The sequence below is a fragment of the Polyangiaceae bacterium genome (assembly GCA_015075635.1).
Classification (GTDB): Bacteria; Myxococcota_A; Polyangia; order Polyangiales; family Polyangiaceae; genus JADJKB01.
Map to the genome: position 1 here is coordinate 2,119,174 of JABTUA010000001.1, position 13,036 is coordinate 2,132,209.

A 13,036-nucleotide genomic window follows, 5' to 3' on the forward strand; every position below is an offset into this window, starting at 1 on the left:
CGGGTGGGCGGCGCGAGGCAGTCACTTCTGCTGCACGTTCGGGCGGATCTGGTGGACGTTGACCGTGTTGGCGAAGATCTCGATGCTCTTCTCCGCGAACTTCACCGCGTCGGTGTCGCTGTCCTTCAGGCGGCCCCAGTACTCGATCTTGTACTTGTTGCCCGCCTTGGGCTGCCCCGGCGCGTTCGACGGCGCGTTGGCGATCACGAACAGCGACTGGCGCCGGTCGGAGTACGCACACTTCGGGTTCGGGTATTGCCCGTCGAAGTAGATGTACCGCACGTCGCGCTCGCAGGTGCCGGGCTCGATCTCCTTGCCCGCCGTCTCGTCGAAGAACTTGATGCGAGCGCCACCGACGTCGTCGCCCGCGCAGTCGCGGATGGGGCCGGTGATGATCGCGAGATCCTCCGGCGGGGTCCAGCCGACCAGCGGCACGGCGAAGTTCGCGAGCTGCTCGTACAGCGTCGGCGACAGCGTGCTGCCCTCCACCTTGCCTGGGGCGGCCGGGACGTCTTGCCCGAAGCCGACGAACTCCTTGGCCACGCCGACCTTCTCCTTCACGCGATAGGAGAGGTACTTGCTGCTCGCGGGGTGGGGGAAATAGAACTCGCCGACGTTCAGCTCCGTGACGCCGGTGTGGTGCTCGTTGCCCTTGGTGAAGTCCTGGTGGAACGGCTGCTTGCCGAAGATGCTCTCGCCTTCGAACAGCTCGACCTCGATGTCGGCAACGGGGTCGTCACTCGAGAAGTCCTTCACCACGAACACGTTCTTGTCGGTCGGGGGGCCGCCGTCGCTGGTCCCGCCGTCGGTGGTCCCGCCGTCGGTGGTCCCGCCGTCGCTGGTCCCGCCGTCGGCACCAGCGGCTCCGGACGCTCCACCCGTGCCGGTGCCGCCCGCGCCGCCTGCGCCGCCCGTTCCGCCCGTTCCGCCGCCGCCGGTGATGCAGGACCAGTCCGGCGGGATCGGGTTGTCGTTCTTGTCGCGCTTCACCATCACCGGCAGCGTCGTGTCGCAGCACTCCTCTGGGGCGCCGCCCTTGCACTCGCCGGGGAAGCCCAGCGGGGTCGGACCGCAAGCCCCGGCTTCGGTGCCTCCGGAGCCACCGCTGCCGCCGGAGCCACCGCTGCCGCCGCCGCCTTCGTCCCCGCCGCACGCGTACGCCCCCAGCGTGAACGCCCCTGCAACGACCGCACCCAGAACCTTCGCCGAACGACCCACGCTAAGCCTCCGCGTCTTGGGGCGGAGAACCCGCCGCCCAACCTACAATCCCGGAGGGTTCTAACAGAAGCCCGGGGGTTCGGCACGCGCCGCGGCAGTTACGAGGAAAACGGGCCGGCACCCGCGCTCAGCGCGTCCTCGCCCCGGTCCGCTTGCGGCCGGCGGCGAGGGCCAGGGCGGCGAGCGCCAGGGACAGCGCGAACGCGCCACGCGAGTCGGAGTGCCCTGCCGCCGTGGTGCAGCAGCCGTCGTCGGCAGGGGGCGCTCCGCAGTCCTCCGAGAAGCCGTGCCGCGGAGTCGGATCGCACTGGGTCGGATCCTTGCCCGGCGGATAGACGGCACAGATCCCCTGAACGTCGTCCGCCTCCAGCGAGCGCAGCTGGACATCACCGAACTTGTAGCTCGCGAACATCGTCGCGCTCTGGTCGCAGGTGTGCGAGAGCCCGAGGAAGTGACCGGCCTCATGGGTGATGATCGAGGCGAGGTCGGCCTGGACCTGGGTGTCCCCCACGGTCAGCGGGACCTCGATCGAGTTGATCTCGACGTCCGCGTCGTAGATCTCTCCGGTCTTCACGTTGTAAGTGACGGTGGTGAGCGCCAGCGTCGAGCCGCTGCCGGCGTAGGGCCAGTAGTCGTCGCGGTACATCCACACGTTCGCGTTCGGCGAGTCCTGGTTGTACTCCTGCCGGTTGCACACGACGTTCTGCGTCCGGTAGATGGCGAGGGAGGGGCCGGCGCCACCGCCGCAGTCCACGCCGATCCACTGCGCCAGCGCGCTCTCGACCAGCTGCCCGGTGGTCTGGGCGGAGATGCCGCGCAACGACGAGCCGGCCACCTGAGCCGAGAACGACGCGCAGCCCCCGGGCCAGTAGAGCGGCAGCCCGCCCTCGAGACAATACGCGCAGTCCGCCGACGCCTGGCACTCGCCCGGGCCGCAGGTCGTGGTGCGGCAGAAGGCTTCGGCAGGTGATGCGAGGCAGAAGAGCCCGAGGCCGACCAGCAGAGCGAGCGGGGTCTCAGCGCGCATCCCAGGCCTTTCGCACCAGGCCCGTGGCTTCCGCGACGCGTCTTCCGGCGAGCTCCCGCGCTGCGCCGTCACCCACGAGCTCGGCGAGCCGGGGGCTCGGCGAGAGGCGGCGCTCGCCGCGCTTGTCGGCGCGGATCGGGTAGTGACCCTGGGCCATCGCCGTCACGACCAGCGGGCCCTCGGGGCTCGGCCCCAAGAACACGAGCGCCGGCTCGCCGAGCAGGAGCAGCGCCTCGCCGTGCACGACCTGACCTACGTCGCCGACCTTGCCGCCGAGCGTCCGCACCAGGAGCTCGCTCTCGTCGCCGGGGCCACCCAGGCGCTCCTCGACCCGCAGGCGGCTGTAGGTGACGATGCGGCGCCGCCCGCCCACGCTCTCGAAGCGGCTCTCGGTGTCGAGGGCGGTGCCGACCAGGGCGCGCTCGCTCGACCGCACCAGCTCCCGGAGCGAGAGGGCGCGCGCGATGCTCGCCCGGGCCGGTCGCCCGTGCAGCACGAGACCCGCGGCACCAGCCCCGAACGCCCACAGGAACCGCCTTCGTCCCAGCATTGCGCGCCAGCCTAGCATGACGGCCGACTTCTCGCCGCGGGCCTCTGCGCTATAACGGACGCCCCTGCCGGCTCGATGACGACCTCCCCACTCATGCCCACCACCGGGCCGCTGCTCACCCGTGTATCGCCGGAGCTCGGTCCCGAGCTCACCCGCTACGTGATTCGCCACCGCGCGGAGGTCGAGGCGATGATCCGGACCGGTGGACGCGAAGCCGGCCTGCCCGCCGCACGCCGCTACGCGAAGGTGTTCGACGGCTTGCTCGGCGCGCTGTTCGGCGCAGTCGAGGCCACCATGCGTCGCTCCGGCGAGTGGCGATCCGTGGCGCTCGCGGCGGTCGGCAGCTACGGGCGGGGCGCCGTGGCGTTTGCCAGCGATCTGGACGTGCGGCTCTTGCCGCTCGGCTCGAGCCTCGAGCAGACCCAGCCCATCGCCGAGGCGCTGCTCTACCCGCTGTGGGACGCAGGGCTCTCGGTGGGTCACCAGGTGGTCTCTCCGGACGACGTGATCGAGCTCGGGCGCGGGGATCTACCGACCGCCACCTCGCTGCTGGACTGGCGCCACGTCGCCGGAGCCCGGGAGGCCAGCGCGCGGCTGCTCGAACGAGTGTTCGAGGGTCTGTTCGGCATCGGTGAGATCGCGCGCTTTCTGGAGCGGCTCGGCGCCCGTGCGGACGACCGCGTCGGCCGCTTCGGCGGCTCGGTCTACCTGCTCGAACCCGACGTGAAGAACGGACCCGGAGGCATCCGCGATCTCGACGTGGCCCACTGGGCAGCCCGCGCGCGCTGGCGCATCACCGAGCTCGCCGACCTGGTGCGGCTCGGCGTGCTGGTTCCGCGAGAGTGGCAGCAGATCGACCAGGCCCACGAGTTCCACTGGAGGGTGCGCAACCTCCTGCACGCGTACGCCGGGCGGCGGGCCGATCGCCTGAGCTTCGACCGGCAAGAGCAGCTGGCGGACGACCTGGGCTACGGCAGCGGCGGTCCCGCGGTCGAGCGCTTCATGAGCGACTACTACCGCCACGCTCGGGCCATCGAGCGCGCGCGCGACATGATCCTGTCCCGCGCGCTGCCGCCTCCGACGCGCAAGCCCCACGCGGTCAGCATCGGGCGAGGGCTCACGCTGGTGAACGGCGAGGTCAGCATCGGTCACCCCGGTGCGCTGGAGACCGAGCCCGCGCTCGCGTTCCGGCTCTACGACGAGGCGCTGCGCCGGGACGTGCGGGTGTACGAGTTCGCCCGCGACGTGGTGGCGCGCGCGGCCAGCTCGCCGAGCTTCGGTGAGCGCCTGCGCGCGAGCGCAGAGGCCGCACGGCTGTTCGTGCGCTTGGTCACGACGGTGCAGAGCTCGCGGCTGAAGCACGAGTCGGTGTTGGCGGAGCTCCACGACCTGGGCCTCCTGGTGGCGATGATCCCGGAGTTTTCACCCGTGGTCGGCCGCGTGCACCACGACGTTTACCACGTGTACACGGTGGACGCGCACTCGGTCGCAGCGGTCGATCGCCTGCGCTCGCTCACGCGCGGCGATCTAGCCGCCGACTACCCCTTGGCGTCGCGCCTCGCCGCCGAGATCGCCCGACCGAACGTGCTCTTCTTCGCGACCTTGCTCCACGACGTGGGCAAGGACATCGGCGGCAAGAACCACTCCGAGCGCGGCGCCGAGATGGCGGAAGGCATCCTCCAGCGTCTCGGCTTCGCCGCCCCGGAAATCCGCGAGATCCAGCACCTAGTGGCGCAGCACCTGCGCATGTACCACGTCGCCACCCGCCGCGACATCGACGACCCGGCGACGCTCGCCGACTTCTGCAAGGACGTGCACGGCAGCGAGGGGCTCCGCGAGCTCTACCTCTTGACCGTCTCCGACGTCTCGACCACCAGCCCGACGGCGATGACGAGCTGGAAGGCGCGCATGCTGGACGAGCTCTACGTCGGAGCGATGCGACGCCTGGACGAGGGCGCCGTCCCCGAGCAGGCGCTCGACCAGAAGATCGCCAGCATCGTGGCCGGCTGGGACGAGCCCGAGACGCGGGGCTTCGTCACCCACTTCCTCCGCGCCATGCCCGAGCGCTACCTGTACGCGAACTCCGAAGCGGACATCCGCGCTCACGCGCGCTTCGCGCTCGGCGCCGATGGGCGCGCCGCCACCGTCGGCATGTTGGCGACGGACGAGCAGCACCACCAGCTCGGCTTCGTGGCGGACGATCGACCGGGCCTCTTGGCGATCTTCACGGCGACGCTGGCCGCCGCGCGCCTGGCCGTAGTCGGAGCGCAGATCCACTCCTGGACGGATCCTTCTGGGCGCCTGCGGGCGCTCGATCTGTTCTGGGTCAAGAGCACCCGCGACGAAGCGGAGACGCGGGCGATGGTTCCGCGCATCGAGCGCGACCTCGCCAGCCTGCTCTGCGGCGAGTCGACCCCCGCCGAGCTGGTGCTCGGGGGGCGAGCGTCGCCGCGCTATCGCGTCGGACACACCCCCCACGTTCCGACCGAGGTCAACGTCGATCACCGCGCTACCGCCCACACGGTGATCGAGGTCACGACGCGGGACCGGCCGGGCCTGCTGTTCTGGCTGTCCAACACCCTACAGGAGGCCGGCCTGGGGATTTCCCTGGCCAAAATCAACACCGAGGGCACCCGCGTGGCCGACGTCTTCTACGTCACGGACACCTCCGGAGCCAAGCTCGAGGAGCCCGCTCGCATCGAAGAGCTCAAGCGCCGTATTCTCTCGACCGTCGCGGAGCTCGAAGACTTGGAGGCTCGATGAACAAACTCACCTCGCTGACACTCGCCCTGCTCTTGGCTGCATGCACCGGTGGCACTCCGGCGAAGAACCCCGACGGCGATCCGCCTCCCTTCGACGATCCCAAGACGGACGGGCCCGGGCCGACCGCGCCGGCCTCGAGCGCCAAGGTCAAGGAGGGCATGGACGCGATCCAGGCCGGCGACTTCGCGAAGGCGAAGGAGATCTTGTCCGCCGCCGAGGCGGCTGCTCCCAACGATCCGCAAGCGGCGTTCTACCTCGGTGTGGCGCTCGAGAACGGCGGCGACACCAAGGGCGCGAGGGAGAAATACCAGAAGGCGCTCTCCCTCGACGGCAAGCTGACCGAGGCGGCGGTGAACCTGTCGGCGCTCTTGCTCGACGCGGACGAAGGCAAGGCCGCGCTCGACGTGGTGCAGGCGGCGCTGAAGCACGCCCCCACCCAGCCCATGCTGCTGATGAACCGCGCGCTGGCCCTCGAGGCCACCGGCGATGCCGCCGGCGCGCTCGCGGCCTACGGGCAGGCGGTCAAGGCGCAGCCGGACAACCTGGAGCTGCGCTACGCGCACGCCGAGCTCCTGGCGGGCGCCGGCAAGAAGGACGAAGCGCTCGCGGAGCTGCGCAAGGTCGCGGCGGGCGCCGACGACAAGCTGGTCGCCGCGGTGGCCACCCTGTTCGGCAAGCTCGGAGGCTTCGCCGACTGCGTGAGCACGCTGGACAAGGCCATCCAGAAGAAGGCGCAGCCGGACTTCCACACCCGTCGCGGCGTGTGCCGCCACGAGATGAAGGACGAGCCCGGCGCCAAGAGCGACTACGAGGCCGCGCTGAAGCTGGATCCGAAATACGCCCCGGCCCACTACTACCTGGGCATGCACTACAAAACCGCGAAGAAGACCAAGGAGGCGGTGGCCGCCCTGGAGAAGGCGGTCGAGCTCAGCGGCGGCAAGGGCGTCGGCGAGGCGGCGAAGAAGGAGCTCGACGAGCTGAAGGGCCCTCCCAAGAAGTAGCCGACGGATTTGGCGCAACGACGCAACGAACGCCACGACGCAACGAAGAAGAAGAAGATTTTGGTGTCAGACGTGGGAGCGCGTCGAGCACTGCGGTGCTCGGCTGCTCTGGAGCGCTCATCCCAGGACGTCAGCCGGTCTGAGCGCCACGTCGCCACGACGCGGAACGGGCTGCGACGCACGGAATGTCCGCGGGATGGACGTTTCGCGCATCGGAAGGGGCTGCGACGCACGGGATGTCCGCGGGATGGACGTTTCGCGCATCGGAACGGGCTGCGACGCACGGAATGTCCGCGGGATGGACGTTTCGCGCATCGCAGCGGCGTGCGACGCACGGGATGTCCGCGGGATGGACGTTTCGCGCATCGCAGCGGCGTGCGACGCATGGGATGTCCGCGGGATGGACGTTTCGCGCATCGCAGCGGCGTGCGACGCACGGGATGTCCGCGGGATGGACGTTTCGCGCATCGCAGCGGCGTGCGACCCAGAGAGCTCAGCGGCGGCGAGGGCGTGGGCTAGGCCGCGAAGATGGAGCTCGACGAGCTCCGGGTCGGGAGGTGGCGGAGAGATGTGCGCATCACAATATCAAATCCAGCAGGCGATCCAGCTCGTCCAGTGACGAGTACTTCACGCTGATCTCGCCCTTGCCGTCGCGATCTTTGACTTCGCACTTGGTGCCGAGCTTGCGCTCCAGGCGGAGCTCCAGGTCCCGGACCGCCGCGCTCTTGCTGCTCTTGCGCCCGCCCTTCGGGCCCTTGCCGGCGCTCTGCTTGGCGTTGCGCACCAGGGCTTCCGTCTGGCGCACGCTCAGGCGCCCGGCGATGACCTTGTCGGCCAGGGTCGCCAGGCTGAGCTCGTCGGGGGCGCCGAGCAGCGCCCGGGCGTGGCCCTCGGAGAGGTCGCCGGCGATCACCAGCTTGCGCACGCGCTCCGGCAGCTTGAGCAGGCGCAGCGCGTTGGCGATGGTCGAGCGGTCCTTGCCGATGCGCGAGGCCAGGCTCTCCTGCGTGTAGCCGAGGTCGCGCATCAGCCGGTCGAAGGCCTCGCTGAGCTCGATCGGGTTCAGGTCGGCGCGCTGGATGTTCTCGATCAGCGCCAGCTCGAACGCGTCCTTGTCGGACACGTCGCGCACCACCACCAGGACCTCGCGCAGGCCGGCCTTCTGCGCGGCCCGCCAGCGGCGCTCACCGGCGATGATCTCGAACTCGTCCACGCCGCGCCGGCGCACGACCAGGGGCTCGATGATGCCGTGCTCGCGGATGCTCTGCGCCAGCTCCTCCAGCGCCTGGTCGTCGATGTGGCTGCGGGGCTGTCCGCGCTGCGGCTTGATCTTCTCGACGGCGCAGGTGAAGACGTTGCCTTCGCCGTAGCTGCCGCCGCCGTGGGCGGGGGCGGGGGCCGGCGCGGGCTTCGCGGGGAAGAGCGCGTCGAGCCCACGGCCGAGCCCGCGCGGCGGCTTGCCCATGCCCCCGCCCGTCACGAGTGCGCCTCGATCACTTCGCGAGCCAGGCTGAGGTATCCCTGCGCGCCTTTGCTCGACACGTCGTAGAGCAGCGCCGGCAGGCCGTGGCTGGGCGCCTCGGAGAGGCGCACGTTGCGCGGGATCACGGCGTCGAACACGCGGAAATGCCGGCGCACCTCGTCCGCAACCTGGTGCGCCAGCCGATTGCGCGGATCCCACATCGTCAGCACGATGCCCTCGACCGTGAGGTTGGGATTCAAGCTCGACTTCACGCGGTCGATGGTCGCCATCAGGTAGGTGATGCCCTCGAGCGCGTAGTACTCCGGCTGCAGCGGCACGATCACGCGATCGGCGGCGACCAACACGTTGAGCGTGAGCACGCCGAGCGACGGCGGCGAGTCGATGACGACGTAGCGGTAGCGCTCGACCACGTCCTCGGCGAGCAGCCGGCGCAGGTGAGTGCCGCGCGCCTCGTCGAACAGCTCGTATTCGACGGCGGTGAGATCCTGCGTGCTCGGCGCCACGTCGAGGGTGCCGATCTTGGTGTGCTGGATGATGTCGCCGAGTGAGGCGTTGCCGACCAGCGCGTCGTAGATGGTGCGCTCCACGGTGCCGGACCCGAATCCGACGCCGCTGGATGCGTTCGCCTGCGGGTCGAGATCGACCAAGAGGGTAGGGCGCTCCGCCGCCGCCAGGCTGGCAGCGAGGTTGACCGCCGTGGTCGTCTTGCCGACGCCCCCCTTCTGATTGGCGATCGCGATCACGTTTGGACGGGCCATCTGGGTCGCGGTCCGTGCTTTACAGCGAAAGCCCGGCGCGGTCCCTGGCTTATCGAACTTCGGCGAAACCCCATCAGTTTTTTGGCGGTCACCCGGGCGTGTCGTACTGTGTGCGCAGATGTAGGTGTAAGTGGGTTGACGTAAGTATGAACGCCTCCGCCAGTGCCCGACATTCCTTTCGCCGCCGCCTCCGCGCGGCGCTGACCGAGGTCGAGCAAGGCGAGGCAGCGCGGGAGCGACTGCTCGCCACGCGGTTCTTCGCGAACGTCGAGCCCGGGCCTGGCCGGGTGCTCCTCCTGCTTCCCAAGTCTCGCGCTCGCGACTGAGCGCGGCCGCCACCCCCCGACCGAGGAGACCCGAACCGATGTCCACGCCCCGCGCTTACCGTAGCTTCGCTGACTTCCAGCGTGAGGAGATCCGCCCTGGCATGCGTGCTGGGTGGACCCTCGACGAGCTGGAGGAGCCCGCCCTCGGGGCGGAGCTCGACTTCGACGCCGATCCCTTCGAGGCCATGCTCGATGCCGCCGAAGAAGAGGACGAGGACGACGACGACTGACTTGGCTTCGGATTGGCTGGGGTCGGCCCGAGCGTCGCCCCCAGTCGGTCCGGGTTCCCTCCCGGAGCCCTGGAGCCCCCGCGGACCTGCCTCCCGCGGGGGCTCTCTTTTGTATTTCTCGCCCGGACATTCGCCGCGCCCCGCGACTCCGGCCACCGGTCGAAACAGCTGTCGCCCGGCCTCGCCGGGTTCTCGGGCGCCTCGCCTCTGTGGACGATCGTGATCTGACCTTGCCAAGACCCACGGAGCCCGGGCGGGCGGGCCCTCCGGGCCCGGGTTCGCCGAGCGGCCTCGCGGCGCTTGACCCGAAAGCCGGCGCGTGGAATTGAGGCCCCTCCCATGCAGGTCCAGGTCAACAAGCTGAGCCCCGTGCTGATCGAGTTCGACGTCCAGGTCGCTGCCGACCGCGTGAGCAGCGAGATGGAGAAGGCCTACACCGCCGTCTCCAAGAGCGCGCGCATCCGCGGCTTCCGCCCTGGCAAGGCACCCCGGGGCATCCTCCGAAACATGTTCGGCGCGCGCATCGCGGCGGACGTGGCCCAGCGCCTGGTGGACGAGACCTTCCCGCAGGCGGTCAGCAAGGAGAACGTGCAGCCGGTCAGCTCGCCGGCCATCGAGCCGCAGAAGGTCGAAGAGAACAAGCCGTTCTCCTACAAGGCGCGCTTCGAGATCGTCCCGTTCATCGAGAGCGTCAAGTACGACGGCCTCGAGGCCAAGCGCCCGAAGATCGAGGTCAAGGACGAGCAGATCGCCGAAGAGCTCGAGCGGCTGCGTCGCGAGCACTCGACGCTCGAGCCGCCCAAGACCGAACGCGGCGCCGCCAAGGGTGACCAGGTCACCATCGACTTCAGCATCGAGGTGGACGGCAAGGTGATCGAGGACGCGGGCGCCACCGACTTCCCCTCCGAGCTCGGCGCCGGGGTCCTGCTCGGGCCCATCGACGAGGCCCTTACCGGCAAGAAGGTCGGCGACGCCGCCGAGGCCAGCGTCGAGATGCCCGCCCAGCATCCGCACCCGAAGCTGAAGGGCAAGACGGCGGTGTTCAAGCTCACGCTCAAGGAGCTGAAGGAGCGCGTGCTCCCCGCCCTGGACGACGAGTTCGCCAAGGATCTGGGCGAGTTCGACACGCTCGCCGACTTGAAGAAGGACATCACGACCCGCATCGAGAAGCAGCTCAAGGAGAACGCGGACAACGCGGTCGCCGAGCAGCTGGTGGTGGAGCTGGTCAAGGCGAACCCCATCCCGCTGCCGCCCTCGCTGGTCGAACGCCAGATGCAGCTCACGCAGCAGGAGATCATGTCCCAGGCCCGCCGCCAGGGTCAGAGCGTGTCCGGTCTAGGGGACGAGCTGCGGCAGAAGATCCAGGCGGACAGCGAGGTGAAGGTCCGCGCCGGGCTCCTGATGGCGGAGATCGCCAAGAAGGAGAGCATCAAGATCGGCGACGCCGAGATCGAGGAGGGCCTGGCCGAGCTGGCGGAGCAGAGCGGGAAGAACGTGGCCAAGCTGCGGGCCGAATACCGCGATCCGAAGAAGCGCGAGATGCTGATTGGGATGATTCTGGAGAACAAGGTACTCGACATCATCGAGGCGAAGGCCAAGATCGAGGACGAGCCAGGGAAGTCCCCCTAGGGGCGCGAGAGCCGAGAGGAAGCCACATGACCCAGCGACCCGAAACCCGCCGCCAGGCCATGGCGGTCCTGGAAAACCCCGCCACGGCCAGCATCATCTACCCCCACGTGGTCGAGACCACGCACCGCGGCGAGCGGACCTGGGACATCTTCAGCCGCCTGCTCAAGGACCGCATCGTGTTCCTGGGCAGTCAGGTGGACGACGACGTCGCCAACATCATCATCGCCCAATTTCTCTTTCTGGAGAGCGAAGATCCGGACAAGGACATCCAGCTCTACGTGAACTCGCCCGGGGGCGTGGTCACCGCCGGCTTGGCCATTTACGACACCATGCAGTACGTCCGTTGTCCGGTCAGCACCATCTGCATCGGCCAGGCGGCGAGCATGGGCGCGCTGCTCCTGTGCGCCGGGCAGAAAGGCCGGCGTTACGCGCTGCCGCACTCCCGCATCATGATTCACCAGCCCCTCGGCGGCGCTCGGGGTCAGGCCACCGACATCGAGATCCAGGCCCGCGAGATCCGCCACGCCAAGGACGTCATCACGGACATCCTGGTGCGCGCGACCGGGCGTGCCCGCGAAGAAATTGCCAAGGACATCGAGCGCGATTTCTACATGGGCCCGGCACAAGCCAAGGAATACGGGCTGATCGACGAGATCTTCGAGCCCAAGAAGAAGGGCGACTGAGCTCACCGTTACTTGCGGGGTCGGGGGGCTCGGCCTACAATTCCCGCGAAATTCTAGAGATTTCCGTCAGGGTAAAAAGTGGAACGGCGCCGAGACGACTCCAACGGTAACCTGTGCTGCTCCTTCTGCGGGAAATCGCAGAAGGAAGTGAAGAAGCTCATCGCTGGACCCACGGTCTACATCTGCGACGAGTGCATCGCCCTCTGCAACGACATCATCGCGGAGGAGGTCGAGAAGGACGAGCCGGCCGGTGGCTCGGACCCGATGCCCAAGCCGTCGGAGATCAAGACCATCCTCGACGACTACGTGGTGGGGCAGGAGAGGGCGAAGAAGATCCTCTCGGTCGCCGTCTACAACCACTACAAACGCATCGACAGCAAGGTCGCCACGGAGGACGTGGAGCTCAGCAAGAGCAACATCCTCCTGCTCGGACCGACCGGCAGCGGCAAGACCCTGCTCGCGCAGACGCTGGCCAAGATCCTCAAGGTCCCCTTCGCCATCGCCGACGCGACGACCCTGACCGAGGCCGGGTACGTCGGCGAGGACGTCGAGAACATCATCGTGCAGCTCTTGCAGAACGCCGACCACGACGTCGAGCGAGCTCAGCGCGGCATCGTCTACATCGACGAAATCGACAAGATCAGCCGCAAGAGCGACAACCCGAGCATCACCCGGGACGTCTCCGGGGAGGGCGTGCAGCAGGCGCTGCTCAAGATCATCGAGGGCACCATCGCCAACGTGCCCCCGAAGGGCGGGCGCAAGCACCCGCAGCAGGACTTCTTGCAGGTCGACACCACCAACATCCTGTTCATCTGCGGCGGCGCCTTCGTGGGGCTCGACCAGATCGTGCAGCGGCGGCTGGGCCAGAGCCGCCTGGGCTTCGGCGCCGACGTGAAGGGTAAGAGCGACTACAAGCTCGGCGAGCTCTTGAACAAGGTGCAGCCGGAGGACCTGCTCAAGTTCGGGCTGATCCCCGAGTTCATCGGCCGCCTGCCCGTCATCGCCACGCTCCACGAGCTGAACGAGGAGGCGCTCGTCGACATCTTGACCAAGCCGAAGAACAGCTTGGTGAAGCAGTTCCAGAAGCTGTTCGAGATGGACGGCGTGAAGCTGAAGTTCAGCAAGGGCTCCCTGCAGGCGGTGGCCAAGAAGGCGCTGGAGCGCGAGAGCGGAGCGCGCGGCCTCCGGGCCATCCTCGAGGAGGCGATGCTCGACATCATGTACGACGTGCCGACCAAGAACGGCATCAAGGAGGTCGTACTCTCCGAAGAGGTCATCGCGAAGGGCGAATCCCCGCTCATCGTCTACGAGAAGGACCAACGCGAAGCCGGAGTAGGCTGAGCGTCACCCGGGGTTTGCCGCGGAGCC

Annotated in this window: 11 protein-coding genes; 6 read left to right on the top strand and 5 right to left on the bottom strand. The window is 68.7% G+C overall.

Annotated features, from left to right (window positions below; all coding sequences use genetic code 11):
- Positions 1–21: 21 nt before the first annotated feature.
- The 3 genes from HS104_09495 to HS104_09505 all read right to left on the bottom strand — a co-directional run bounded on the left by HS104_09495 (position 22) and on the right by HS104_09505 (position 2,795).
- Positions 22–1,218 (bottom strand): hypothetical protein, encoded by a 1,197-nt coding sequence (locus tag HS104_09495; protein ID MBE7480203.1) that lies wholly within the window; start codon positions 1,216–1,218, stop codon positions 22–24.
- A gap of 127 nt (positions 1,219–1,345) precedes the next feature.
- Positions 1,346–2,245, bottom strand: coding sequence for a matrixin family metalloprotease (locus HS104_09500; protein MBE7480204.1), 900 nt, complete (start codon positions 2,243–2,245; stop codon positions 1,346–1,348).
- Entirely contained in the window at positions 2,235–2,795 is a 561-nt protein-coding gene (locus tag HS104_09505) for a hypothetical protein (protein MBE7480205.1), read from the bottom strand. Before HS104_09505 ends, HS104_09500 begins: the two co-directional genes overlap by 11 nt.
- Positions 2,796–2,888: 93 nt before the next feature.
- Between HS104_09505 and glnD the strand changes: the two genes are divergently transcribed.
- Both glnD and HS104_09515 read left to right on the top strand, forming a co-directional pair.
- Positions 2,889–5,558 (top strand): [protein-PII] uridylyltransferase, encoded by a 2,670-nt coding sequence (glnD, locus tag HS104_09510; GenBank protein ID MBE7480206.1) that lies wholly within the window; start codon positions 2,889–2,891, stop codon positions 5,556–5,558.
- The gene (locus tag HS104_09515) at positions 5,555–6,559 is read left to right on the top strand and encodes a tetratricopeptide repeat protein (protein MBE7480207.1); all 1,005 of its coding nucleotides are present in this window, start codon (positions 5,555–5,557) and stop codon (positions 6,557–6,559) included. Before glnD ends, HS104_09515 begins: the two co-directional genes overlap by 4 nt.
- A 577-nt stretch (positions 6,560–7,136) precedes the next feature.
- On the opposite strand, the gene HS104_09520 is transcribed toward HS104_09515, so the two are convergent.
- Together HS104_09520 and HS104_09525 are read right to left on the bottom strand one after the other, a co-directional pair.
- Positions 7,137–8,024 carry a ParB/RepB/Spo0J family partition protein gene (locus HS104_09520; protein MBE7480208.1) on the bottom strand — a complete coding sequence of 296 codons (888 nt, stop codon included), beginning with the start codon at positions 8,022–8,024 and terminating at the stop codon, positions 7,137–7,139.
- A gap of 11 nt (positions 8,025–8,035) precedes the next feature.
- Positions 8,036–8,800: a ParA family protein gene (locus HS104_09525; GenBank protein ID MBE7480209.1), complete on the bottom strand. Its 765-nt coding sequence runs from the start codon at positions 8,798–8,800 to the stop codon at positions 8,036–8,038.
- Positions 8,801–9,164: 364 nt separating this feature from the next.
- Between HS104_09525 and HS104_09530 the strand changes: the two genes are divergently transcribed.
- The 4 genes from HS104_09530 (at position 9,165) to clpX (ending at position 13,009) form a co-directional block, all read left to right on the top strand.
- The gene (locus HS104_09530; protein ID MBE7480210.1) at positions 9,165–9,356 is read left to right on the top strand and encodes a transcriptional regulator; all 192 of its coding nucleotides are present in this window, start codon (positions 9,165–9,167) and stop codon (positions 9,354–9,356) included.
- 339 nt (positions 9,357–9,695) lie between these two features.
- Entirely contained in the window at positions 9,696–10,985 is a 1,290-nt protein-coding gene (gene tig, locus HS104_09535; GenBank protein ID MBE7480211.1) for a trigger factor, read from the top strand.
- Between the two features lie 26 nt (positions 10,986–11,011).
- Positions 11,012–11,668 (top strand): ATP-dependent Clp endopeptidase proteolytic subunit ClpP, encoded by a 657-nt coding sequence (gene clpP / locus HS104_09540; protein ID MBE7480212.1) that lies wholly within the window; start codon positions 11,012–11,014, stop codon positions 11,666–11,668.
- A 78-nt stretch (positions 11,669–11,746) separates the two neighbouring features.
- A complete protein-coding gene (gene clpX, locus HS104_09545) occupies positions 11,747–13,009 on the top strand; it encodes an ATP-dependent Clp protease ATP-binding subunit ClpX (protein ID MBE7480213.1) in 1,263 nt (420 codons plus the stop codon).
- Positions 13,010–13,036: the final 27 nt, after the last annotated feature.

What these genes read in the sequence shown, in the direction of transcription:
- HS104_09520 (MBE7480208.1), bottom strand. Translation starts at nt 8,024, where the DNA reads ATGGGCAAGCCGCCGCGCGGGCTCGGCCGTGGGCTCGACGCGCTCTTC.
- HS104_09525 (MBE7480209.1), bottom strand. Translation starts at nt 8,800, where the DNA reads ATGGCCCGTCCAAACGTGATCGCGATCGCCAATCAGAAGGGGGGCGTC.
- HS104_09505 (MBE7480205.1), bottom strand. Translation starts at nt 2,795, where the DNA reads ATGCTGGGACGAAGGCGGTTCCTGTGGGCGTTCGGGGCTGGTGCCGCG.
- HS104_09500 (MBE7480204.1), bottom strand. Translation starts at nt 2,245, where the DNA reads ATGCGCGCTGAGACCCCGCTCGCTCTGCTGGTCGGCCTCGGGCTCTTC.
- HS104_09515 (MBE7480207.1), top strand. Translation starts at nt 5,555, where the DNA reads ATGAACAAACTCACCTCGCTGACACTCGCCCTGCTCTTGGCTGCATGC.
- HS104_09530 (MBE7480210.1), top strand. Translation starts at nt 9,165, where the DNA reads ATGTCCACGCCCCGCGCTTACCGTAGCTTCGCTGACTTCCAGCGTGAG.
- glnD (MBE7480206.1), top strand. Translation starts at nt 2,889, where the DNA reads ATGCCCACCACCGGGCCGCTGCTCACCCGTGTATCGCCGGAGCTCGGT.
- clpP (MBE7480212.1), top strand. Translation starts at nt 11,012, where the DNA reads ATGACCCAGCGACCCGAAACCCGCCGCCAGGCCATGGCGGTCCTGGAA.
- tig (MBE7480211.1), top strand. Translation starts at nt 9,696, where the DNA reads ATGCAGGTCCAGGTCAACAAGCTGAGCCCCGTGCTGATCGAGTTCGAC.